This is a genomic window from Polycladomyces zharkentensis, from assembly GCF_016938855.1.
In the GTDB taxonomy this organism is placed as follows: domain Bacteria; phylum Bacillota; class Bacilli; order Thermoactinomycetales; family JIR-001; genus Polycladomyces; species Polycladomyces zharkentensis.
In genome coordinates this window covers 161555-184589 of record NZ_JAFHAP010000009.1, presented here as the reverse complement: position 1 = coordinate 184589, position 23035 = coordinate 161555, and the positions used below count along the sequence as shown (strand labels likewise).

Sequence of the window (23035 nt, the reverse complement as noted above, 5' to 3'; positions counted from 1 at the left end):
TCAATCTTATCACTTTCGATTCATCTTGTCAACACTTTTTTTCGAGGTTTTTTTCGCCTTCCGGACTACCCATCCGTATCGGCGACAGGAATTAATATATCACGGTCGACATGTTTCGTCAACACTTTTTTCAAGAAGCACAATAACACTTATCCCAGCGGGAAATTCATCCATCTCCTACGTTCCACTCCCTTTATCAATCCCCTTATCCCCCACCGCCTTTCTTTTGTGGATGACCCATTCCACACTGATCCGATCCAACGTTTTGCCCAAAACCTTTTGCACCGCTTTTCTTGTGCGCGCATTGCAAATCGCCAGTTTATCCGAACTGTCTTGGTCGATCACGGGAAACATCGCCAAGACGGAAAAGAGCCGCTGCAACTTCTTTTCGCCGTAACGCTCGACCAAAAAGCGGAAAAAATCGCGGGATTGCGCATAGAACTGTGCAGCTTCCGCATCCGACAGCCGTTCCAGATTGCGCTGTTCCAAATCACGGATCGTCCAACGCTGTGACACCGATACCGTCGGATCTTCATGCTCCTTTAATCCGGGCAACAAATGGGACTGATAGTATCCGGCCGCTCCCTCCTGCAACCAATATGCCGCATTGTCCGCCGTCATTTCACTGATCATGTGATGTGTCATCTCGTGAACGATTCCCATGGCAAACGAAGGTTTCCAATCGTCCACATCCAAAAGACCGACGAACTTGATCGCCTGTCCCGCTTCGTGCCACCCAGCCGCCCACATGGGGAGTGACAATTTGACCGACTGTCTGAATACCTCCGGATGGTGATACAATTTCACCTCCACATCGCGTCCGGGTGTCCACCCATATTTGAAACGGAACTGTGCCAGTGACCGCTGCACTGTTTCCAGCGCCACTGTCGCCTGATCATGCAACCGACGGTCGGTGTAACGCACGATCACTCCTGTTCCCTTCAGGTGCCGAAACGGATAATCCGCATCCCGCCATCCTTGATCCGTCCGTTGAAACAAGAGAGGAAACTTGACGGCATAGCGTGTTCCTTTCCTTCGGTAGGACTGTTCCACCCAGGCCATTACTTGATACGGACGGTACGGAATCACTGAAAGCACATCCAGTCGGTAGGAACCGGGATCGACATAACGGATTGCGTCTTGGAACCAACGTTTCTGTTCCTGCATGTAGACTGGACGATCCGGGTGAAGGACATGTTGAAAAGCCACCCAATCCCGTCGATTGACCGCTTGTGCTTTCTCATGTGCCAATTGAACGATCTGTTGGGTAACCGGGGGACAAGGGGTGGCAGACACTGTCCCTTGCCACAGCAACAACCCGGCCAACCATCCTGTAGCGATCAACCCGAATCTCCGCATGATCCGCTGTCGCCTCACCCATCATCCACCCTCTCCGGTTTCTTCATCTTATAATGTGAAGCAAAAGAACGGACATCATACGGAGAAATGAGATGCAACAAAAAACGGAGCCCATATGGCTCCGTGAGGTTATTGACCAAGTTCACGGCCGATTTCCCGTCCGCTCCACAGCGACAGTCAGAGCAGCTCGACGGTCCGCTCCTCTAACAGAGAGTGGCGTTTTTTCACAAGCGACCTCAGAGTTTGTCAAAACAGGAGCGAGAAGGAAAACGGCTCACTCGATTACGACAATAAACCACTTTGGAAGCAGTCTCAACGAACCTGTATGGCTCCGTCGTTATTCGGTCACTCCCACTCAATTGTCGCCGGAGGTTTGGAAGTGATGTCGTAGACGACACGGTTGACACCATCCACTTCATTGACGATCCGGTTGGCTATGCGCTCCAACACGTCGTACGGAATCCGTGCCCAGTCCGCCGTCATGCCGTCAACGGACGTAACGGCCCGAATGCCGACCGTATACGCATAGGTGCGAGCATCCCCCATAACACCCACACTGCGAAAATCAGGAAGCGTGGTGAAGTACTGCCAGATCTCCCGATCCAGACCGGCACGCTGGATTTCCTCGCGCAAAATGGCATCCGACTCCCGCACGATTGTCAGCTTTTCTTCCGTTACTTCGCCGATCACGCGAATGCCCAACCCCGGCCCCGGGAAGGGTTGCCGCCACACGATCTCTTTGGGCAGTCCCAGCTCTTCGCCCACTTTCCGCACTTCATCCTTAAACAGCGTATTCAAAGGCTCAATCAACTCCATCCGCATGTCCTCCGGCAGACCGCCCACGTTGTGATGGGATTTGATCGTTTGCGCCGTGGCCGTCCCGGACTCGATGATATCGGTGTACAGCGTACCCTGCCCGAGGAAATGATGTTCCCCCAATTTGTCGGATTCTTCCTCGAACACGCGGATGAATTCGTTGCCGATGATTTTCCGTTTTTGCTCGGGATCGGTCACACCTTTCAACTTTTGCAGGAACCGCTCCCGTGCGTCCACTTTGACCACATTCATATGGAAATGGTCGGCGAACGTGCGCATCACGCTCTCCGCTTCCCCTTTGCGCAACAATCCGTGATCCACAAACACACAGGTGAGTTGCTCTCCCACCGCCTTGTGAATCAATACGGCTGCGACGGAAGAATCCACACCGCCGCTCAGCGCGCACAACACCTTTTTGTCCCCTACACGCTCGCGAATTTCCCGGACCGTGTCGTCAATAAAGGTTTCCATGCTCCATTTTCCTTCGCAGCCGCAAACGTCATACAAGAAACGGCGGATCATGTCGTCGCCGTTGACGGTGTGACGCACTTCCGGATGAAATTGGACGGCGTAGATGCGCCGATTGGGATCGCTCATCGCAGCCACGGGTGCCGATTCAGTCCGGCAATCCACTTGGAAGCCGGACGGCGGTTCCACCACCACATCACTGTGGCTCATCCACACCAATTGTCGACGGTCCATGTCGCGGAACAAGGGAGAATCGGATACCACTTCGGTTTCCGCTTTACCGTATTCGCGCTTGTGGGCCCGTTCCACCCGGGCACCGAAATGGGCCGAGATCAACTGCATTCCGTAACAGATCCCCAATATGGGCACGCCCAACTCGAAAATGGCCGGATCACACTTGGGCGCCCCTTCGGCATAGACGCTCGCCGGTCCGCCGGAAAACACGATGCCTTTCGGTTGCATTTCCCGCAACCGGTCCGCTTTGATATCAAACGGAACCAATTCGCTGAATACACCCAGATCACGAATCCGGCGGGCGATCAGCTGGTTGTATTGTCCGCCAAAATCGAGTACCACCACGCGTTCCATCGGCTTGTCCATCCCGCATACTCCTTCCACAGGCAGATTCCATACAAAAAGACCGGGTCTGTACCGCTCGACCTGGCGATACGGGACTCGGTCGACCGATCGCTTGTGAAACCGACCTCAGTCGGCAGCATGATTCCATGATGATAACCTTATGCTGTCCTTATATGGGACCATCATACCAATCGCCCTTGATACGGTCAAGGGCGCAACCGTGACAGGATTTTTTCCCGGATACCATCACACTCTGACCTGATTCCGCCGTTCCTTGCGACGACGATAGGAAATCAGGGCCCAATAGACCAGCACATATCCGACAACTGCCACCACAGCTCCCACAATGGCGCTGCCCACGAAAAATGCCAGCCCTTTCTCCTTCCACATGTGCCAGGAAGTAAAATCATGCCAACGCAGTGAACCGACAGCTTGTTTGCTCCCGCCGATCAATCGGTTCCCCAATGTATAATTGATATACAAGAATACGGGTAAAATCACTTTGCCCATCAGGTACCCGATGAGTGCTGCGGGCAGACTGCCCCGGAACAATAAGTTGAGCGGATACAGCAGGAAAAAGGCGATTCCCAAGGTGGGCAACGTGATAAATTCCAAAAAGACGCCAAGAGCGAACCCCTTGGCCACAATCGACGGTGCGCCCTTGGTGCGGAGTAGTTTGAGGTATTCAAAACGGATGCGCCGAAAAGCATTTTTGATCATACGACCGCTCCCATTGGTTTTTCTTCTTTTCCATTATACCGAACAACCGCGGGCTGTCGTGCAGGGAGAAGTTGGTGACACAAAATATTCCCCGTATCCGTTAACAATGAAACCGGTGATCTCCTTGAACTCGGCGATCAAAGAGGCTATGGAAATCCCCGCCATATTTTCAGAAGGTTATCCACAGCTTGTCGAAGCAGTTGCATTGTGTATGGGACATTCGAGAGGCTTGCGTCGTGTAAGAAAAACTCGTATGTGCGGATCTTGGGAGGGACGGCTCGAAAGGATTCTGCCCTGCCTGACGTCTGTACCGAAATCCCCATATGAGATAAAATTGATATCAAATTAAGGACGATTCCTGTTTTTTGGTTCCATTCCGACTGACAGGCCTATGGATGTGATTGTTTGTCTGATCACGACAGAGTGTTTGGGTGCTGATTCTTCCATGTTCTCTGCATCAAAAAAGAGGAAAGTGCCAGACAAAAGAACGCTACTCCTGAATCTCGGTCACGCGATGCATGTTTCCGGGATCATCGCTGCAAATGGGAACGGCCGGTGGCGGTAGTGTTACAATACCAAACCAACATCCGCAAATGAAGTGGAAGGTGTGAGATGATGGGAGCAGATCAAACTATTCAGACATTGTGGGCCGAATTACAAAAGCTCTTGAACAAAAAAGTGGAAGGCTACACGAAATTACAAAACGAACCTGCGACTATAGAGGAAATTCGGCAAATCGAAGAAAAAATGAACTTGACACTCCCTTCGGATTTAAAAGAATTGTACTTATGCAACAATGGAGAAAAAGACGGCGGCATTTCGATTTTGGGGCTCCCCTTTTTGCCATTAAATGAGATGTACCGTCAGTGGAAATTGTGGGATGATTTGCGGGAAGAATGGAATGAAAATGAAGGCCACACCTCATATCCCGACGGGTATATCAAGAAAATGTACATGAATAGAGGCTGGATTCCGTTTTCTCATGATTGGGGAGGCAATCATATCGGGATGGATTTAGATCCTGATATAAAGGGAACTTATGGACAAATCATCAATTTTGGCAGGGATGAAAATGATAAATTTGTAATCGCCCCCAGTTTGAGAGACTTCTTGCAACTTCTCATCGAGATCTACAGAAAGCCCGAATTCTCCATTGTCAAAGATGAGTATGAAGAGGATTGTCTCATTTTGTATCTTGGCGACGAAGAAATATCTCATGCAATCGATTTTTTAAAGGAGAACATCATCCCTGATTGAAAAACCCATCCATTGAGTCTTCATACCATGCAAGGGGAACCACCCCTTTTTCTTTTGTCCAGTGACTCCATATCACTGGCCCCCACACGGCAGAAGCACCGGAGGCACTCCCTTTGGTCACCGTGTGCTTCTCACTTTATCCGGCGTGGCAACTCAGATTCATCCACGATGGCTTCGTTCAGACCCGGATGATGTTCGTAACGAGCTTTCGATCGTTGCAGTAGCTTTCAGTGTTTTCCCACTTCTCGACTCCTTCATTGTATCCGAATGCCGTCGGACTTGCGAGAGGGACCAAGCCCTCCCGCGTCCGACGCTCGCCTTCATCCCCACCCTGAAGGGCTGGGTCTCCTGTTCGCTCTTTCACCTAGGAAGAAGCACTTCATAGGTACAATGGCATTTTGTTCGATCTTACAGCCTTTATTCGTGGGTTGCACGTACGGGAATGGATTTCGTGAACACCCACCTTTCCGTTAACTCGACCGCACACACATTTCGGTCAACTCGATTCCCGATTTCTCTTTGAACGCCATTGCCACAACGGTACCGCGAGAAACAAGACTCCGAAGGCGAAGGTGGCGATCCCCCACCACCAATCGATGTTCCACCCGTTTAATGACTTTGTTTGCGGATGAAACAACATCCCGTACACCATCAACATGATCCCGTAGATCGCGAACAACAACCCTGTCAAGAAGCGAAGATCAAGCCAAACGGAAGATTGTTTCATTCCTCATCCCTCCTCACCAAAAGTACCAATTGAGTCCCACCAGTACCAGCACGGCCACCACCGCCATCCAACCCGGGCGCAGGTACCATTTCCACCCTTGATACGACGGCAAGGGAGTGGTCCCGTAAACCAAGCCTTTCAGCTCTTCATCCGTTTTGGGTTTGGTGAACAACGAAACGATGACTGTCACCACCACCGTGATCACCCATGCCCACCAAGCTCTCCAAAAGTTCCCTTCCTGCGGACTGGAGAAAAAGTGTTCCGGTATGGCAACCATAAGCAATACCGCTCCCGCAGTACCGGCAACCAACCCCCAGAATCCGCCCCACGGCGTGGCCCGCTTCCAAAACATCCCCAACAGGAACGTGGCAAACAGCGGCGCGTTAAAGATGGAGAACAACAACTGCATATAATCCATCACACTGGGGAAACCGGCGGCGAGATAAGCAGCGCCGATACTGATCAAGATACCGACCACGACCGCCCAACGGCCCATTTTGACATAATGCTCGTCACTGGCGTCCTTTTTGATGTACGCTTGGTAGATGTCATACGTCCACACTGTCGTGAAAGCGGTCACATTTCCCGCCATACCGCTCATGAAACTGGCCAGCATCGCCGTCAAGCCGAGTCCCAGCATGCCCGGCGGATAATACCGTTCCATCAGCAACGGTAACGCCAAATTATAACTGGGTCCTCCCGGCTTTCCAAGATCGTGGAACAGCACCGCCGCAATTAAACCGGGGATGATCACCAGAAAAGGAACGATCATTTTCCACAATGATGCGTAAATCGGCGTCAATTGAGCCGAGCGCAAATCACGTGCAGCAAATGCGCGTTGAACCACGAGGAAATCCGTCGTCCAATAACCGAACGACAACACGAAACCCAAACCCAGTACGACACCCAACCAGTGGATCCCCATCGCATTATGGTCAGGGTGGTCCAAACCCGCCCACAGATGACCGAAGGATTCCGGCAGACGCTGGATCATGGCGTCCCACCCGCCCAGTTCCTGGAGTCCCAGGACGGGGATCAGCAATAACCCGAGCCAAATCAGGAAAAACTGAATGACCTCATTGTAAATGGAAGAGGTTAACCCCCCCAGTCCCACGTAGATCAACACCACCAATGCCGATACCAGCACACTGATTTCCATGGACCAGCCCACCAACACCTGAAAAATCAATGCCATCGAGTACAGGCTGATCCCGGAGACCAATACCGTCATGACTGCGAAGGAAACAGCATTCAAACCACGGGTCGCCTCATTGAAGCGGTATTTCAGATATTCCGGAACCGATCGCACACGGGATACATAATAAAACGGCATCATGTACAGTCCCAAAAACAACATCGCCGGCACGGCTCCGATCCAGTAAAAGTGCGTGGTCATCCACCCGTATTCCGCACCGTTGGCCGCCATGCCCAATACTTCCAATGCCCCCAGATTGGCCGACAGAAAAGCCAAACTGGTGATCCAGCTCGGAATCGAGCGTCCGGACAGAAAAAAGTCCTCCCCCGTTTTCGTCTTGCTTTTCAACATCCATCCGATCCCGATCACAAATACGAAATAGATCAAGACAAACACGTAATCAATCCAACCGGCATTCAGCAATACATCCTGCTTCAAATGTTGCCACCTCCATATCGTTTCTTGATACCGCTTTCACATCTGCGCTTAATAACCTCCCGTTAATTAATAATTTTAATTATCTATCGATGAGAATGCAAGCAATCATCCGACTATTTGGAAATAAAAGCGGATTCCGTCCATATACTAAATCAGGTCAAGCCCAATACACCGGAATACGGAGGTTGATTTCATTGCGCATTCTGCTGTGTTGTTCAGCCGGGATGTCCACCAGCCTGTTGGCGGAACGGATGGAGCGGGCCGCCCGGGATCAGGGGCTGACTGTGGACATCCGATCGGTCGGCGTGCATGAGTTTGCCGCAGTGGTGCGGAAATTCGACGTGGTTCTGTTGGGACCGCAAATCCGGCACAAATGGGCCCATCTCAAGTCCATCGCCGACGCCAACGGCGTCCCGATCGCGGTACTCGATCCAGTCGCCTACGGCGTGATTGACGGACAGCGGGCACTCCAACAAGCGTTGGCCTGTTTGCCCACATCCTGAGGGGGGAAAGGAATGAACCGCTTCATCCAATGGTTGGAACGGACCCTGCTGCCTATTGCCGGCAAAATCGCGGAACAGCGTCATCTCCAAGCAATTCGTGACGGTTTGATCGCGGTGATGCCGTTTGTGATCATCGGTTCCTTCTTTCTGATTCTCGCATTTCCCCCGATCACGGCACTGGATCGGTGGGTGGAACCATATCGACCATCTCTGCTCATGCCGGTCCAAGCGGGCATTCACATGATGGCCCTGATCGCCACACTGGCGATCGGATACCGTCTGTCCGAACGATACAAATTGGATGCCCTGGCAGGAGCGACGATCAGTTTGATCGCATTTTTGCTGGCGACTCCGTTGCAAAACGAACAATTTGCCGGTACAGTATCTCGGCTCCAAAGGGTTGTTCGTCGGCATCGTACTGGCCGTTTTTTCAGTGGAGATTCTCCGCTGGTTCGTCCGCCGTGACTGGGTGATCCGCATGCCGGCCAGTGTCCCTCCGGCTGTAGCCCGTTCGTTCGCGGCATTGCTTCCGGGTTTGCTGGTGATGATCATTGTATGGGGTGTCCGTCTGCTGTTGGAACATACTTGGGGGATCTCTATCCATCAAGTGGTGCAACAGGTGCTGACAGGTCCTTTGCACTACTTGGGCGGTACGTTCAGCGGAGCATTGATTTCCGCTCTGTTAATGGGGTTGCTTTGGTCAATCGGTATTCACGGTGACGCCGTCGTCGGCAGTGTGATGGCTCCCGTTTTTCTCAGTCTCACCTTGCAGAATCAAGATGCGAAAATAGCGGGCGCAGCCATACCCCATACGGTCTGTAACCAGTTTTTTGATTTGTTCCTGAACATCGGCGGAACGGGGACCACCTTGTCACTCACCTTGTTGCTCCTGTTTTTCGCCCGGTCCCGCCAGCTGAAAAGTCTGGGACGCATCGCCATTGCACCCGGGCTGTTCAATATCAACGAACCCATCATCTTCGGTCTGCCCATCGTGATGAATCCGCTGTTGATCATCCCCTTTGTACTCGTTCCCATTGCGACGACGACCCTCACCTATACGGCGATGGAATGGGGATGGGTACCGCGCCCCTACGCACTGGTGCCCTGGACAACTCCGGTCGGATTCGGCGGCTGGTTGGCAACGGGAAGTTGGAAGGGAGCGATTCTTCAGCTGGTCAACCTGACAGTGGCGGGACTGATCTACTATCCGTTTTTCCGTTTGTGGGACCGCAAAAAATGGGTGGAAGAGCAAAACGAGGGGAACCATGCTGCCGATCAGTCATGACCCGAGAGAAACAGCGATCATTGGTAGGTAGAAACGGAAGAATTGCGCAACGAACGGATCTGATTCAGCAAGCAGCGCAGGGGATTCGGATCATGAACAATGGATCCCACAGCATACCCCTGCCGCTCAACGAGACTTCAGACCGTTCATCTTCCCGGCGGCCTTCAACCGACCGGGATCATTTTGTTTTCCCGCTTTCCCGTTTTTCCCATCCTTCTGTCAAAAAATAGCCACTCACCACACCACACAGGATGAAAAAGGCGACATCCACCCGACTGAGAAAGGGAATACCTTCATCACTTTACCGCTCCATAACGGGGAGTACAGCAACAAGGGTGAGACTGCGAAAAAAAGTGCAGGGATCACCAATACGAAGTTTTCCCCGTTCCATTTCCACCCACCGGGTTGATCCACGCGCTGAATCAACAGCGGAATCCCCGTCAACACCCCTGTTCATAAGGAAAAAACAATCACCGGGATCCAATACGGGTGAAACGGACCAAAACCGGACAACATTTCTTCTTGTTTGTCATCAACGTATTCCATCCGCCGATCCAGATACAAAAAGAAAAAAATCCGTACAACACCCACCACAGACGCCGTAGCAACCACATCCCTCCTCCAAACCAAATAATGGACTGTGGTTCGCTATTAACGTATTCATCTCCGTTCATTTTCATTGCCCGAAAATATCCTGTTGATTCTTTCATAACGGTCAATATAATGGGAGATTGGTATGCTGATTGGATTCGGATGGGGGTGATGAAGATGACGTGGGACGTGTTCAATATCATGGGCATCGCAGCATTCGCGATCAGTGGCGCCATTGTGGCGATGGAAGAAAAATACGATATCTTGGGCGCACTCGTCCTCGGATTCGTCACCGCCTTCGGCGGGGGAATTATCCGCAACCTGCTGATCGGCCTTCCCGTCCATATGTTGTGGAAACAGGAAGCTCTGATCACAACGGCCCTGATCGCCATTTTGTTGGCTTATGTGTCACCGGACCGTTGGATCAACAACTATAAAAAGTGGATTGATTTCTTTGACGCCATCGGTTTATCCGCTTTTTCGATCCAAGGCGCTCTTTACGCCGTCCAGGCGCATCACCCGCTCATCGCGGTCATCGCGGCCACAGTGTTGACCGGGATCGGCGGCGGTATCATCCGCGACGTGCTGGCCGGCCGCAAACCGCTCGTGTTTCGCGGCGAGATTTACGCGATCTGGGCGATGGTGATCGGCTTGTTGATCGGTTTGAAAGTGGTGCACCAAGGTTGGGAGCTGTATGCCCTGTTCGTCGCCATCGTCGTGTTGCGCACCATGTCGTTTTATTTTGGCTGGCATCTGCCATTGCGGGTGCTGGCCGAAGACAAAAGCCAAACGACCAATATACCGGCAAAAGGATAAAAGGCAACCCGAGCAGATGGGTTGCCTGTTTTTATGAACGACTTGCACAAAGAAAAAATCACCTACTCCACCCATTCAAACCACTTCTTCACTTGCTCGGTGGTGAATCCACCCTTCCGGGGTACAGCGACCAAAATCTTCTTCTTTGAAGGTGACTCTGCAAAAAAGTATGGAATTCGATTTTGCTTATACTGGCTTTCAGCGATAGGAAACTCACTTTCCAGCATACTGACTTCCAACAATGTATCAACCACCGGTCCATCTTCATCTTTATATGTCATGACCACGTAATTTTCTTCCTTTCCAATGACGGGCTCATCGGAAGAGGCCACCACTTCCCCTTTCCATTTGAGAGGTATATGGATGCGAAATCCGTAAACAAAGTTTTCGTATGTCTCATGCACTTTTTGCAGCCGGTTGTTCTCGTTCAGTTGGTACCAGTCAACGAGACCGGTCTTCTCATCCAAGATCGGGATTTCAAGGATACCGTCATGATTGACATCTTCGCTTTTTCCGCTGAAGGTACTGAATTCCCGAAACATACCGGGTGTGGACACTTCCTTCAATGCTCCTTTTTTCACCAAATAAATACTGAAACCAGCTCCTGACCAATGATAGAAATTGATCATCATTCCTTTGGTTTTCCTGTTCAAGTTCCCGGCATCAAAATAAGTCACAGACGTTCGAGCCATGGGTTCACTTTTTTGATCTACCCGTCGAAACTGGCCTTTTTCAAACCGATACAATTCAATTTTCATTTCTTCATTTGTATAGTTGCGATCACATAACACCAGTTCCCCTTTGCGATCTCCGTCGAAATCCATTGCTGCAAATCCTTCACTTGCCCATTTTTCCAAACGTTTGTGAGGTGTTTCTCCTGATAAATCATATACAACCTCTTTTTGATAGGGGATCTCCACTTCCTTCGGCTCCACCGTCTGTGTTTTGGCGGGATCTGTCATGCTGAAGTTCAGCTCCAGTCTGCCATCCCCGGTCAGATCGACCAGATCAACCCGTTGCAACTCGCTTCCGCGTTCGGCAAGGGTCACTTTCTTCCACTCATCATCATCGATCTTCTCCACAATCAGCACATGAATTTGCTCCGTTTTTCCCCTTTTTTGATAAAAGGCGATGCCTTCCAGTCTTTGATCTCGATTCAGATCAACCATCATGATTTCTTTTTGAAGGAGTCCCTGTTTCGCATGTATCAATTTCGCACCTTTTGGCAAATTTTTTAGGATCGTTTGTTGAATCTCTCCTTTTGTTGGCGGTTCAAAACCAAATAAAGGAACTGAGCAGCCGGATAAAAGAAAGATTCCTATCAAACAAAGCAATAACAATCGCTTCAAAATTGCCCATCCTCTCTACAAGTAATTCCGAACCAGCCTGATTAACAAAGTATGAGCGTGTCCGCAAACTGGGCAAATGAGAAAGTGATTGAATTCTTGTCTCCGTTTTCTGGAAGTCACCCATTTCATTTTTGGTATGACGTCAGATGGCGAATTACTGGGTGGCAGTTTAAAAACAGATGTCTGTGATCTGTCATCACCTCCATGGCAAGGATATTCCAGCTATTTTCCTGACAAATGTCTTTCACCAACTGTTTGAATCACTCTTCCACTTGGTTTATCAACAATTTTCTGCGATAAGACGGGCAGAAAACAAAGTGATTGCAATCAGAGATACCGTCGTTTTCTTCTTTTGAATCAGTATTTTATTTATACAGAAACAACCAAAAACAAAAAGATGTTGCTCTAAGCATCCTTCCCAGATGTCACCGAGCAACACCACCTTTCATCCCACGGTTCAAGCCATGAGCTTTCAGGAGATGAAAAGACATCCCCATTATAGCAAAATATCTCTTTTCCGAGAGAAAAGAAAAGAGGAATATATATAAAAATATATATTTTCAATGGATTGACCTGACCAAGCACATGTTTTGGGGATAAATATGTTCCATTTATCTGTCTGACAGTGAGATGTTGTTTTTAGCATGGAAATCATTGATCCGTGGCAACTCCTCACAACGACACCCTTTCGCCCATAAACTGTTGTGAAAGGAGGGTGTTGGATATGCCCAGAATTGACATCTCCCTGTCAAGAAGACGTCTGTTTCTGTATGAGGGAAATGTGCTGATCAGGAGCTATCCGATCGGAATCGGTAAAATCGCCACGCGAACCCCTATCGGTCGTTACGTGATCATCAACAAGGTTCCCTACCCGTACAGTCGCCCGGGTGGCCCTCTCAGTCCCTACGGCACACTGTGGATGGGCCTGTCCCGACCTGGATACGGCATTCACGGAACCAATCGCCCGTCCTCCATCGGTAAGATGGTATCCAGGGGTTGTATCCGCATGTTCAACAAAGACGTGGAAGATCTTGGACGAAGAGTCGGCATCGGTACATCGGTGACGATCAGCCCCTGACGCTCCGTCCTCTCACAGTCAACACCCCGAGTTTTCCCACCTCTTTCCCTTAACGGAAAAACCCAGGCGCCCTGCCGGGCAACCTGGGTTTTTTGGCTTCAGCGATCAGCGTCGTACGTTTTTCGCTGCGACAACTGCTTGATATGCATCCACATACCCTGCGCCCACCTGATACTCCTGATAACCGCTCATCGGTCGGGCCGTCTGCACCAACAGGTTTTTCACCTGATCCGGCGTCAATTGCGGATTGGCTTCCAGCATCAACGCCACGACGCCGGAGATATGCGGCGTGGCCATACTGGTGCCGCTCGCCGTGGTGTAATACGGCAAATACTGAGGAGGGATGTACTGCACGTCTTTCCGCGTACCCAACAGATTCAACACCAATCCGGTGGTGGATTTGGTGGATACAATGTCCACACCCGGAGCAGTGATGGTCGGATGGAGCAACGGATCTCCCGGCACGCCGCGTGAGGAGAAATCGGCCAGCTTGCCGTCTTTTGTCCCCGCTGCCACCCCGATCACCCATGGTGCCACCGAATAGGGGTTCAGCGTGTGATTGTCCGGCCCCTCGTTCCCCGCCGCAAATACGACCACCATACCGGCATCGTGCGCTTTTTTGCTGGCCACGTTGATGGGGTCGTTCGGGTCGTAGTCCCCGGTCGTTCCCCAACTGTTGCTGATCACCCGGATGTGGTATGCATTCCTTTTCTCCAATACGTAGTCAAACGCTTCCAGAGCCCATATGACGGTGATGGCTTCTCCCGTTCCGATCCCGACCAGTTTGGCTCCGGGTGCCACCCCTTTGTACGTACCGTCACCGGCTGTACCGTTACCCGCGATAATCCCGGAAACATGCGTCCCGTGACCGCTGGTGGTATCTGTGTTTTCCACATTTTCGAGATAAACCGTCTCCCCGCCGAACAGCGAATTCCCCAACAATATCTTTACATTTTGAACGGTTGTCTCTCCAAATTTCAGATCGGGATGTGTCGCATCAATACCCGAGTCGATTACCGCCACACCAACACCTTTCCCGGTGTAGCCCAGCTTGTTCCATACACGATCCGCCCCGATGTACGGAACGCTGTCCTTCAACAGGTACCGCAGGGGTTTGTCGTAGTAGATGGAACGAATCTCCCCACGTTGGAACAACTGTTGCAGTTGTACGTAAGGGCCTTCCACCGCCACCATCGGCAAATGCCGGAATGTCCGCGTTTTCAGCCCCAGCGCCTGAAGCAGCGACACATCGGCAGCCGTTGGTTGATCATAATATGTGACGACAGCACGAACTCGGGACAAGTCCGTCAACTTGCCCAATTGATCCACGTTTTGCAATATTGGGTCCACTTTTGGTAAAGAAGCCGCCTGAGTCCCTCCGGCCGGTATCATCCAAGTCGTCAACAGCAGCCAAACCAATGTCACAACCACCATCCGGCGTCGCATCGCCCCACCACCTTCGAAGATTTTGTATTGATTGGGAGTTTGTTCCCATTATATCTCCGGTGTCGACGACCGCCCATCCGGCGGAATCCCTATTTCCCTCGGACAATGGTTATAACTCTTCGGAAAACTTCAACTGAACATGAGACTGCTGACAAAGCGGTAAAATCACTCGCGCTTCCGGGTGAACCGTTTTCCTTCTCGCTTCTGTTTTGCTGCGCTCAAAGGTGGCTCATTGGAAAACGGCCACCCTATTTTAGGGTAGTGGGTCCGAAGTTCCCGTCTGGCGACTCTAGCGGTTATAGCGGTTACAATGGAGCGGAGACGGGAAATCGAAGCCTGCGGACATTGTCACCCCCCTGCGAACAGGGGGTGTCGGGTAAACATAAGGCGACACACACTTTCCCGGGAGTCCGACCGATGCTCAAGACAAAACAAAAGCCGCCGACCTCAAACGGTCGACGGCTTTTGATCTGCGGGAGACGATTACATCATCCCGTCCATGCCGCCCATGCCCGAGTTGTTGTTGTTGCCTTTTTCCTCTTCCGGTTTGTCGGCCACAACGGCTTCGGTGGTAAGCACCATCATGGCCACGGAAGCGGCATTTTGCAGCGCGGAACGGGTCACTTTGGCCGGGTCCACAACACCGGCTTTGATCATGTCGACCCACTCGCCGGTCAGGGCGTTGAATCCGATACCCACATCTTCTTTTTTCAGGCGTTCCACGATGATGGAACCTTCCAGACCGGCGTTGAAAGCGATTTGACGTACCGGCTCTTCCAGCGCACGTTTGATGATGTTGACACCGGTTTTTTCGTCGCCGGACGCTTCCACCGCTTCCACCGCGCGGATGGCGTTGACCAACGCGGTACCGCCGCCAGCCACGATCCCTTCTTCCACCGCGGCACGAGTAGCGTTGAGCGCGTCTTCGATGCGCAGTTTTTTCTCTTTCATTTCGGTTTCGGTTGCGGCACCCACTTTGATGACCGCTACGCCGCCAGCCAGTTTGGCCAGACGCTCTTGCAGTTTTTCTTTGTCAAATTCAGACGTGGTTTCTTCGATTTGTTGACGGATTTGTTTGATGCGGGATTCGATTTCCGCTTTGTCGCCATAACCGTCCACGATGATGGTTTCTTCTTTGGAGACGCGGACTTGACGCGCGCGACCCAGATAGCTGATGTTGGCGGTTTTGAGATCCAGACCCAGCTCTTCGGTGATGACTTGACCACCGGTGAGCGTGGCGATGTCTCCCAACATCGCTTTGCGGCGATCGCCGAAGCCAGGTGCTTTCACAGCCACAGCGGTGAAGGTTCCGCGCAGTTTGTTGACCACCAAGGTCGCCAAGGCTTCACCTTCCACATCTTCGGCGATGATGAGGAGCTGCTTACCTTGTTGCACCACTTTTTCAAGCAGCGGCAGAATGTCTTGGATGTTGGAGATTTTCTTGTCGGTGATCAGAATGTACGGTTCTTCCAGCACGGCTTCCATCTTGTCCGTATCCGTAATCATGTACGGAGAGATGTAGCCGCGGTCGAATTGCATCCCTTCCACCACTTCCAGTTCGGTGGTGAAACCTTTGGATTCTTCGACCGTGATCACGCCGTCTTTGCCCACTTTTTCCATCGCTTCCGCGATCAGTTGGCCCACTTCTTCATCGTTCGCGGAGATTGCAGCCACTTGCGCGATGGAGTCTCTGCCTTCGATCGGTTTCGCGATCTTTTTGATTTCATCCACGGCAGCGGCCACGGCTTTTTCGATCCCTTTGCGCAGGATCATCGGGTTGGCGCCGGCCGCCACGTTTTTCAAACCTTCACGGATGATGGCCTGGGCCAACACAGTAGCGGTGGTCGTACCATCACCGGCCACATCGTTGGTTTTGGTCGCCACTTCTTTCACCAGTTGGGCGCCCATGTTTTCAAACGGATCTTCCAGCTCGATTTCTTTCGCGATGGTCACACCATCGTTGGTGATGAGCGGAGAACCGAATTTTTTCTCCAGTACCACGTTACGTCCTTTCGGACCCAAGGTCACTTTCACAGCGTTCGCCAGCGCGTCCACACCGCGCAACATCGCACGACGCGCATCTTCACTGAACTTGATTTCTTTCGCCATGATTCGCTTCCCCCTCCTGTATGTAGGGTGGTTTTATTTTCAGAAGGATGTTGTCAAGCCGGTTTACTCTTCCACAATCGCCAAGATATCGTTTTCGCGCAGGATGAGATATTCTTTATCTCCCACTTTCACTTCGGTACCCGCGTATTTGGAGAAAATGACGCGGTCGCCTACTTTTACTTCCAGCGCGATTTTTTCGCCGTTTTCATAACGACCGGTACCCACAGCGATAACCTTACCTTCTTGCGGCTTCTCTTTCGCCGTTTCCGGCAACACGATGCCGCTGGCCGTTTTTTCTTCTTTTTCGATCGCTTCGATCACCACGCGATCGCCCAAGGGTTTGATCATGGGAAACACCCTCCTTCACGAGCGCATTTTGTCGGGGTTTGTTAGCACTCATCCAATCTGAGTGCTAACACCAATTATAATGATATGCATATGATCCTCATTTTGCAAGACCTCAATTGTAAAAAAATTGATTTTGAAACGGAAGCGGAGCCGTTGTAAACATCCCGAATCCGGGCACAAAAAAGCGGGTCGCCGGCGTGTATTTCCGCCACGCACCCGCTGAGGGCAGATCTGATCTCCGGTTTTTCAGACATGAAACGTGTTTGACACTCCACACGTCTGAAGACGTAGGATTCCCGGGTTGTTGGCATCCGCAGTCCGTTTCCGCTTGGGACAACACCCGGGTTCAGGGGAGGTCATCACCCCGTCCCATGCCGTTCTGCAGCAACGGTGCATGTACCGCATGGTCGGCGTACCTGCGACCAACGGAAGTGCCCGTGGTATTACCGGTACGCTGGTTCCGCTTGACTCACGATCATGGTTTTACCCAGTGGGAGTCTTCGCCATCGGAACCTCCTGCCATGACGTACAAAATCCGACTGCCAGCAGGATGAGCACACTTGATGAATACACCATGCCTGACTATCCCCGTGAAGGGGATAACGGGCAAAGCACATCCCGCCATTCAAATACCTCAAGGGTACTTCCTCTGGTCGCCGCGGGCTTTCTGACAGCCATTTCTGTAAACCGCCTCCCACCATTCTCGCGTTGTCCGACGTGCTCAACAGTGTGGTCGGAGAAATCATTTCCAAAGAGATGGTTATGCCGACGGCTCACCGTCACCGTTCTTTTCCTTTTCCACTTCTGCCTCCCGCTGCATCCGCCGGTACACCCACATACAGATGATCACGCTGATCTCATACAGCACAATCATCGGTAAGGCGATCAAAATGTTGGTGACGATATCGGGCGGCGAAATCAAAGTTGAGAACACCACCAGCGCCAAATAGGCAAACCGGCGGAATTTCTTCAATAATGCCGGTGTGATGACAGAGAGCCGCGTCAAAAACATGACCAAAATCGGCAGCTCAAACAAAAACGCGATCGGGAAGACGATGTTGAACATAAATCGGAAATAATCATACAACCCGTATGTCTCCTGGGCCCCCAACTCCTGCGTCAAATTGGCCGAGAACCCGATCACATAAGGAAAAATCACCTTGTAGGCGAAAAGCAAACCGCCAAAAAACAAAAGGATCGCGAGTGGAATGTAGCTGAGCGTCACTTGGCGTTCGCGCGGACGCAAACCGGGTTCGACAAATCTCCAAATGTGATATAGTGCAACGGGCAACGTAAAGATCACCGCGATGAGAAACGCCGATCCCATGTAGATGCGAAACGCCTCACCAGGTGAAAAGATATGAAACGAAATGTTGGCCGGAACGTCCTTTTTCACCCAATCGATAATCGGCCCCGCGTATAGAAACCCCACAACCAAAAAGATAAAAAAGAACACCAACACCCATATGATCCGTTTGCGCAATTCGGCCAGGTGCTCCGTCAACGGCTGAGTCTGATCATCCATCGTTGGTCAAACCTTCCCTTGTCGTATTCAACCGTTTGTCCACGATGTGATCCCCCATCACAGGTGGTCTGCGGATGAGGGTTCGCGATCTTCTTCGGGCGGAAACTTTTTCAGGAAATAGATCAGCGTCTGCAATTCCGTCGTCAAATCGATGTGGTGGATCCGTACATTGGGTGGTGCCGTCAGCCGGGCAGGCGTAAAGTTCAAGATCCCCCGAATGCCCGCGGCCACGATGCGGTCCGTGACTTGCTGGGCGGCATTGGCCGGTACCGTCAGGATCGCCACCTCGACGTTGTGCAGTTCCTTCACTTCCGAAAAACGATTGATCGAAAAAATCGGGATGCCGTCAATCTCCTTACCCACTTTGTTGGAATCGATATCGAATCCCGCCACGATCTTGGTATTGTGACTGCGGTAGAAATTGTACCGCAACAACGCCGTGCCCAGATGACCGACACCGACCAAGACCACGTTGGTCACTTCGTCCTGCTTGAGGAAATCCCGCAAAAACTGAAGCAGATAATTGACGTTGTACCCGTATCCCTTCTTTCCCAACTCTCCCAAATAAGAAAAATCACGTCGAATGGTTGCCGGGTCGATCTGCAAGGCTTCGCTCAGCTGGGCAGAAGACACACGTTGCTTCCCGATGGCATGCAACTTCTCCAAATATCGGTAATACAGGGGTAACCGTTTCGCGGTTACTTGGGGAATCTTCTGATCAGCCATTTTCGCCTCCATACCCGAACGGTCCGTTGAGACCGTGTATTCTCCATTAACCGGATCGTGCAATTTTCACAAAGTGTTGCTATCAACATCATACAACGGAGCCATTCCGCCTGCAAGATCAACACGCATGCAGGCCACCGTGCCCCAATGTGATAATATCCTCCCGCGTGATTTTCTCACCTGCCAGGATACGAGGCAAAAAGACGTCAAACGAAGTAAACGGATCGTGCAACACACATCCGGGAAGCCCCATCAACGGAATCCCACGATAGTAGGCGATCAACAACATCGAGCCGGGCAACATCGGGCTGCCGTAACTGACAATGTCGGCTCCCAGTTCGGCGATGGCACCCGGTGTGCGATCATCCGGGTCGACCGACATACCGCCGGTGACGAGAATCAAGTCTGCGCCCTGATCGGCAAACGCCCGGATTTGTTGGGCGATCATCTCCTTGTCGTCATCGGCAAACGTTTGCCCGATCACTTTGGAACCGTACCGTTCCACTTTGTCCCGTACGACCGGACCGAAGCGATCCTGAATCCGACCGTGGTACACCTCGCTTCCGGTCGTCACAACACCGACCCGGTGCGGACGGAAGGGCAACACCTCCAGCACGGGATGTTCCTGCCGACCGGCAATCGTCTCCACTTGCTTGATGCGGCTTTCCGGTACCACCAACGGGATCACGCGGGCGGCTGCCACCCGTTGACCCGCCCGGACCGGCGTGTGCGTTTTCAACGTGGACAGAACCACGTGTTCCACACGGTTGATCGCCGTCAACGTCGGGACATCCACCCGGAGCAAACCGTCAATCCGCGACACGATGTCCACTTTCCCCTCTTTCGGAGGGGTCAGCTCCAACACCTCGTCCGAGCGCATCGCAGCGCGGGCGATCCGATGCGCCGCATCATCTTCGTGCAATTCCCCTTCGGCCAGCTCCAAAACGTATACATGCTCTTTGCCGATGTTCAGCAATTTTTCGATATCCTCTTCACGAATGGTATGACCCTTGCGAAACAGCGGCCCCTTGAACTCACCCGGAACGACCGCCGTCAGATCATGTGCCAACACCAAACCGACCGCTTCTTGGGTTCGCACTTCTTTCAGCTTGCTCTTCATTTCCTCCCCCTCCTGTCTATTTTAACGGTAAATCCGCCCGGGTAGTCACAGATCACTTTCTTCGGCAAAATGCCACACCCGCTCCGGCGTGATGACAACATGCATCCGTTGATCGTGCGCTTCAGGAAACACGGTTGCCACCATCTGAAACGGATAAGCCACACCAATCCGGATCATGTCGGCTCCCGCCCCGGAGAAAAACCGGTCATAATAACCGCCCCCATAACCGAGGCGGTATCCCTTTTCGTCAAACCCAATCCCCGGCACCACAGCCAAGTCCACTGCGGCAGGTATCACGCCATGACCGGCCTTTGCCGGCGGTTCCAGGATTCCGTATGCCCCCTTGGTCAACGGGGTATCAGGATGGATCGCATACAGTTCCATCGTTTTCGATTTTGGGTCCGCCTTGGGCACCACCACGCGCTTCCCCGCTTGCCACGCAATCCGGATCGCAGCCCATGTATCCACTTCTTTCTGAAAGGGAAGGTAAAAAAAGACCGTACCAGCACGCCGAAACGTTTCCAGGTTTATCAGGGTTTCCGTGATGGCCCGCGACCACCGCTGCGTTTTCTCAGTGTCCATCGCCTGCCGCAACCGTAGCAGTCGTGATCGCAGCCGTTTTTTTGCTTCTTTTTGATCCACGGCGTCGCGCCTCCCGTCCTCAAACAGCATTTCTCCATTCACTCTACATTATTGTATCGAAAAGGGAGGCATCCTGCCTTCAAAACCAATATATCTTGTTCTCGGTCGGAACGGCTCTTTCAATCTTCGCTCTGTGTGGTTGATTGCGGAAACAGGATTGCTGAAATCGAGAAATCACCAGGGTGTGTCTGGTGAATAGCGTCCACAGTCCACATTGTTTTCCGGCTCATTTCGCCAGTGCCCTGCAGAGAAGCAGATGATGACTGCTCCTACCCTGTGACAGGACGCAGACAGCGTACGCTTTGCTTTGAGGTAAATACGCGATTTCAATTCTGTACTTCCGAGTCTTCAGTCAGACGGCCCCTTGCTTTACTCACCCGGAAACACGGCTTCCTTACAGAATAACCAGACACGCCCTGAAGATCGGCCATCAATTAACCTTTTCCCGTTCGACGTCCGTTTTATCCCATACACAAAAAAACTCTCAGGCGGTTCAGACTTGAATCCGCCTGAGAGGGTAACAAAATATCTTTATGGTATTCAGCCTCTCGATGCCAAGCCGCCTGATGAAGCCGCAGCCCGAGCAGGCACCGCGCTCAGCGCCGGTTGCGACTCCTTCTCCGACTCATCAGCAGCAATGCCGTGATACACCAAATCGAGACCTTGCTCTTCTTCCTCGGCGGACACCCGAACCCCCATCAATTTGTTGACCAACAAGCCCACGACAAAGGCGGATACAAATCCCCAAACCGAAGCCGCTGCCGCCCCTGTCAATTGCACGGTCAACAAGTGGGTCTGACCGGTGATCAGGAATCCTTCCTTCAGGTCAAACAAGCCGACGGCGATGGTCCCAAACACACCGTTAAATCCATGGACGGCCACGGCACCCACGGGATCGTCCACCTTCAGCTTATCCACCCATTCAGTGGCCAAGATCACGAGTATACCGGCTACCAACCCGATCACGACAGCAGTCGTCGCGGAGACGAAGGCGCATCCCGCCGTAATCGCCACCAAACCGGACAGAAACCCGTTGATGGCCATTCCTGGATCGGCCGTCTTCAGGCGCATGACACTGAACAGGATTGCCGACGCTCCACCGGCGGCCGCGGCGATGAACGTATTCAGCGCAATGTCCGCCAGCCGTCCATCCATCGCGTTCAAAGTGCTGCCCGCATTAAATCCGAACCATCCAAACCACAGAATAAACCCTCCGGCGGCCGCCAACGGGATGTTGCTTGGAGCGAAATCGCCTTCCCGGTCATAACGGTTGGCCCGCGGACCCAAGATCATGGCCAGCGCAAGGGCGGCAAACCCTCCCATCGCATGAATGGCCGCCGATCCGGCAAAATCTTTCATCCCCATTTGGGCCAGCCACCCGTCGGCCGACCAAATCCAGTGACCGGAAATGGGATACATCAAACCACAAACGGCAAGTACGATTACGATATATGAGGAAAACTTCACCCGTTCCGCCACAGCACCGGAAATGATGGATGCAACGGCGATGGCGAATCCGATTTGGAACAACACATAGGCTTCCATCGGCAGTCCTTCGGGACCGGCCGCACGGCCCGAACCGACGACACCGAAAACATCTTTTCCAAACATCAGATGAATCCCGATCACATAAAAAGCCAGTGCACCAAACGTCAGATCCACAACGATCTTCATCGTGGCATTGACTGCGTTTTTACCGCGAACAAACCCTGCTTCCAGCAAACTGAAGCCGCCCTCCATGAAAATCACCATGGCGGCCGCCATAACCACCCATACCGTATTCAGTCCCGCTGTCATACTCACTTTTATTTCCCCCGAGTCACATATTTTCTTAATAGAGAGTATAAATCATGATGTCATTTTTATCAACTGTTTATGTTAGATTAACTAACATATTGATATATGAAATGCTGACAAAAGTCTTCGGCTTCCTCTGAT

General features: G+C 51.9%; 18 protein-coding genes and 2 pseudogenes. 5 read left to right on the top strand and 15 right to left on the bottom strand.

Translation table 11 applies throughout. The features are described from left to right. Nucleotides 1-177: 177 nt before the first annotated feature. From JQC72_RS11270 to JQC72_RS11260, 3 genes are all read right to left on the bottom strand, one after another. A complete protein-coding gene (locus JQC72_RS11270; RefSeq protein ID WP_205495673.1) occupies nt 178-1377 on the bottom strand; it encodes a peptidase MA family metallohydrolase in 1200 nt (399 codons plus the stop codon). A 327-nt stretch (nt 1378-1704) separates the two neighbouring features. Beyond that, nucleotides 1705-3243 carry a glutamine-hydrolyzing GMP synthase gene (guaA, locus tag JQC72_RS11265; protein ID WP_205495670.1) on the bottom strand — a complete coding sequence of 513 codons (1539 nt, stop codon included), beginning with the start codon at nt 3241-3243 and terminating at the stop codon, nt 1705-1707. Between the two features lie 225 nt (nt 3244-3468). Further along, the gene (locus tag JQC72_RS11260; protein WP_205495669.1) at nt 3469-3942 is read right to left on the bottom strand and encodes a DUF2062 domain-containing protein; all 474 of its coding nucleotides are present in this window, start codon (nt 3940-3942) and stop codon (nt 3469-3471) included. Between the two features lie 615 nt (nt 3943-4557). On the opposite strand from JQC72_RS11260, the gene JQC72_RS11255 reads away from it, so the two are divergent. Further along, nucleotides 4558-5199, top strand: a complete 642-nt coding sequence (locus JQC72_RS11255) for an SMI1/KNR4 family protein (protein ID WP_205495668.1) — start codon at nt 4558-4560, stop codon at nt 5197-5199. A 496-nt stretch (nt 5200-5695) separates the two neighbouring features. On the opposite strand, the gene JQC72_RS11250 is transcribed toward JQC72_RS11255, so the two are convergent. Beyond that, nucleotides 5696-5926, bottom strand: a complete 231-nt coding sequence (locus JQC72_RS11250; protein WP_205495665.1) for a hypothetical protein — start codon at nt 5924-5926, stop codon at nt 5696-5698. 13 nt (nt 5927-5939) lie between these two features. After that, the gene (locus JQC72_RS11245; RefSeq protein WP_302104780.1) at nt 5940-7559 is read right to left on the bottom strand and encodes a sodium:solute symporter family protein; all 1620 of its coding nucleotides are present in this window, start codon (nt 7557-7559) and stop codon (nt 5940-5942) included. 194 nt (nt 7560-7753) lie between these two features. Here JQC72_RS11245 and JQC72_RS11240 point away from each other — a divergent pair, with 194 nt between their 5' ends. From JQC72_RS11240 to JQC72_RS11230, 3 genes and pseudogenes are all read left to right on the top strand, one after another. After that, nucleotides 7754-8062 carry a PTS sugar transporter subunit IIB gene (locus tag JQC72_RS11240; protein ID WP_205495664.1) on the top strand — a complete coding sequence of 103 codons (309 nt, stop codon included), beginning with the start codon at nt 7754-7756 and terminating at the stop codon, nt 8060-8062. A 12-nt stretch (nt 8063-8074) separates the two neighbouring features. Continuing rightward, nucleotides 8075-9347, top strand: a pseudogene (gene celB / locus JQC72_RS11235) (PTS cellobiose transporter subunit IIC). Between the two features lie 768 nt (nt 9348-10115). Next, on the top strand, nt 10116-10754 hold the full coding sequence (locus JQC72_RS11230; RefSeq protein WP_205495715.1) for a trimeric intracellular cation channel family protein: 639 nt from the start codon (nt 10116-10118) through the stop codon (nt 10752-10754). Between the two features lie 62 nt (nt 10755-10816). Here JQC72_RS11230 and JQC72_RS11225 read toward each other — a convergent pair whose 3' ends face one another. Beyond that, a complete protein-coding gene (locus JQC72_RS11225; RefSeq protein WP_205495662.1) occupies nt 10817-11965 on the bottom strand; it encodes a hypothetical protein in 1149 nt (382 codons plus the stop codon). Nucleotides 11966-12026: 61 nt separating this feature from the next. Beyond that, nucleotides 12027-12467 (bottom strand): annotated as a pseudogene (tnpA, locus tag JQC72_RS11220) (IS200/IS605 family transposase). A gap of 360 nt (nt 12468-12827) precedes the next feature. On the opposite strand from tnpA, the gene JQC72_RS11215 reads away from it, so the two are divergent. Further along, on the top strand, nt 12828-13181 hold the full coding sequence (locus tag JQC72_RS11215; RefSeq protein WP_205495661.1) for a L,D-transpeptidase: 354 nt from the start codon (nt 12828-12830) through the stop codon (nt 13179-13181). 105 nt (nt 13182-13286) lie between these two features. Here the strand turns inward: JQC72_RS11215 and JQC72_RS11210 are convergent, their stop codons facing one another. The 8 genes from JQC72_RS11210 to JQC72_RS11175 form a co-directional block, all read right to left on the bottom strand. Further along, a complete protein-coding gene (locus tag JQC72_RS11210) occupies nt 13287-14627 on the bottom strand; it encodes a S8 family serine peptidase (RefSeq protein ID WP_205495660.1) in 1341 nt (446 codons plus the stop codon). A gap of 483 nt (nt 14628-15110) precedes the next feature. Continuing rightward, entirely contained in the window at nt 15111-16736 is a 1626-nt protein-coding gene (gene groL / locus JQC72_RS11205; protein ID WP_205495659.1) for a chaperonin GroEL, read from the bottom strand. A 63-nt stretch (nt 16737-16799) separates the two neighbouring features. Next, entirely contained in the window at nt 16800-17084 is a 285-nt protein-coding gene (gene groES / locus JQC72_RS11200) for a co-chaperone GroES (protein ID WP_205495658.1), read from the bottom strand. A gap of 760 nt (nt 17085-17844) precedes the next feature. After that, complete coding sequence (tatC, locus tag JQC72_RS11195) at nt 17845-18609, bottom strand: twin-arginine translocase subunit TatC (RefSeq protein ID WP_205495657.1); 765 nt, start codon at nt 18607-18609, stop codon at nt 17845-17847. 57 nt (nt 18610-18666) lie between these two features. Then, nucleotides 18667-19335, bottom strand: coding sequence for a redox-sensing transcriptional repressor Rex (locus tag JQC72_RS11190; RefSeq protein WP_205495656.1), 669 nt, complete (start codon nt 19333-19335; stop codon nt 18667-18669). Nucleotides 19336-19453: 118 nt separating this feature from the next. Beyond that, nucleotides 19454-20455: a molybdopterin-binding protein gene (locus tag JQC72_RS11185; RefSeq protein WP_205495654.1), complete on the bottom strand. Its 1002-nt coding sequence runs from the start codon at nt 20453-20455 to the stop codon at nt 19454-19456. Between the two features lie 45 nt (nt 20456-20500). Beyond that, the gene (locus JQC72_RS11180) at nt 20501-21097 is read right to left on the bottom strand and encodes a 5-formyltetrahydrofolate cyclo-ligase (RefSeq protein WP_205495651.1); all 597 of its coding nucleotides are present in this window, start codon (nt 21095-21097) and stop codon (nt 20501-20503) included. Nucleotides 21098-21637: 540 nt separating this feature from the next. Next, nucleotides 21638-22894, bottom strand: a complete 1257-nt coding sequence (locus JQC72_RS11175) for an ammonium transporter (protein ID WP_205495714.1) — start codon at nt 22892-22894, stop codon at nt 21638-21640. Nucleotides 22895-23035 lie beyond the last annotated feature (141 nt).